This is a genomic window from Mycobacterium sp. pUA109, from assembly GCF_041287095.1.
GTDB lineage: Bacteria > Actinomycetota > Actinomycetes > Mycobacteriales > Mycobacteriaceae > Mycobacterium.
On record NZ_JBGGKS010000054.1, the window covers coordinates 1 to 1,267 of the forward strand.

General features: G+C 65.0%; 1 protein-coding gene. It reads left to right on the forward strand.

Annotation, left to right across the window (positions count from 1 at the left end):
• Positions 1 to 69: 69 nt before the first annotated feature.
• Positions 70 to 1,235, forward strand: a protein-coding gene (locus ACAG26_RS27625) for an IS3 family transposase (protein ID WP_370486263.1) whose coding sequence is annotated in 2 segments (ribosomal slippage) — positions 70 to 354 and positions 357 to 1,235 — 1,164 coding nt in all. Because the reading frame shifts where the segments join, the coding sequence is not laid out codon by codon here.
• Positions 1,236 to 1,267 lie beyond the last annotated feature (32 nt).

Here is a 1,267-nt window from a genome sequence, read left to right on the forward strand (position 1 = left end):
GGGTCTGCTGCATGAACAGGTGACATCTGAGTTGGCTTGCCCCGTGGGGTGGGCTGGAAGGATGTCAGCATGGCAAGGCCTTATCCGAGAGAGTTCCGCGACGACGTCGTGCGGGTCGCCCGTAACCGCGACGACGGTGTGACGATCGAGCAGATCGCCACCGATTTCGGGGTGCACCCGATGACGCTGACCAAGTGGATGCGCCAAGCCGATATCGATGAGGGCACCAAACCAGGACGCAGCACCGATGAGTCGGCTGAGCTGCGGGAACTGCGTCGCCGCAACCGGTTGTTGGAACAGGAGAACGAGGTGCTTCGCCGGGCGGCAGCGTATCTGTCACAGGCCAATCTGCCGGGAAAAAGCTCTACCCGCTCGTGAAAGAGCTCGCCGCCGACGGCATCCCCGTGGCGGTGACGTGCCGGGTACTTAAGCTCGCCCGCCAGCCCTACTACCGCTGGCTGGCCAACCCGATCACCGACGCGCAGCGCACCGAGGCCTACCGGGCCAACGCCCTGTTCGACGCTCACCGCGACGACCCGGAGTTCGGCTACCGGTTCCTGGTGGCCGAAGCCGCAGATGCCGGCCAGGCGATGGCCGAGCGCACCGCCTGGCGGATCTGCTCGCAGAACCAGTGGTGGAGCGTGTTCGGCAAGAAGCGGGGTAAGAACGGCAAGACCCCCGGCCCGCCGGTCCACGACGACCTGGTCGGCCGGAACTTCACCGCCGATGCACCAAACCAATTGTGGCTGGCCGACATCACTGAACACATGACCGGCGAGGGCAAGCTTTATCTGTGTGCGATCAAGGACGTGTTCTCCAATCGGATCGTCGGATACTCGATCGATGACCGGATGAAGTCCCGGCTGGCCACCCAGGCGCTGGCCAGCGCTGTCAGTCGCCGTGGCGATGTTGGTGGCTGCATCTGCCACAGCGACCGCGGCTCGCAATTTCGCAGCCGGAAATTCGTCCGCGCCCTCGGCTACCACGACATGGTCGGCTCCATGGGCCGCGTCGGCGCCGCCGGCGACAACGCCGCCATGGAGAGCTTCTTCTCCCTGCTGCAAAAGAACGTCCTCAACCGCCGCCGATGGGACACCCGCGAGCAACTCCGCCTCGCGATCGTCACCTGGATCGAACGCACCTACCACCGCCGGCGCCGACAGCTCGCTCTGGGCCGGTTGACCCCGGTCGAATTCGAAGCAATCATGACCACACCGGCCAGCCAGGCCGCGTAACCGAAACTGTCACCTATCCGTGCAGCAGACCC